Origin of the sequence: Streptococcus sp. DD04, from assembly GCF_001578725.1 — a bacterium.
Taxonomy (GTDB): Bacteria; Bacillota; Bacilli; order Lactobacillales; family Streptococcaceae; genus Streptococcus; species Streptococcus sinensis.
Window position 1 is genome coordinate 1 of record NZ_KQ969004.1, and the last position, 433, is coordinate 433.

The 433-nt window shown below is 41.6% G+C and carries 1 protein-coding gene; it reads left to right on the top strand.

Annotation, left to right across the window (positions count from 1 at the left end; all coding sequences use genetic code 11):
• Positions 1 to 163: 163 nt before the first annotated feature.
• Positions 164 to 433, top strand: a 270-nt coding sequence (locus tag STRDD04_RS10260) for a transposase (protein ID WP_156469095.1), incomplete at its 3' end; no start/stop codon positions are given.

The window sequence follows — 433 nt, forward strand, 5'->3', positions numbered from 1 at the left end:
GAAACTTTTTTCCAATCTGCCTTAGCGAGATCGTTTCAAATACTTCAAAGACATGGGATTCAGTCCTATGTAGCGTTACAATAGATGTGAGACCTGAGTACCAAAAAAGAAGGAACCTTGATATGATTAGTTCTGACACAACCATCAAAAAAGGAGTCTTCTCATGAATAGTATACCACAAAACATCCGCTACCTGCCACATACTTTGGATACACGCTATCACGCTGTCAAAACCTATCGCAACGGTACTTCTGTCGCCTTTATCTGCCGGAGATACAAAATCTCAAAAGCCTCTCTTATGCGTTGGAATAAACGATTCGATGGAAGCAAAGAATCTCTAAGAGACAAATCCCATCGCCCTCTGACCCCTCATCCAAATAGTCACACCAATGAAGAAATCAATTGGATCAAACACTGTATCCGCCGCAATCCT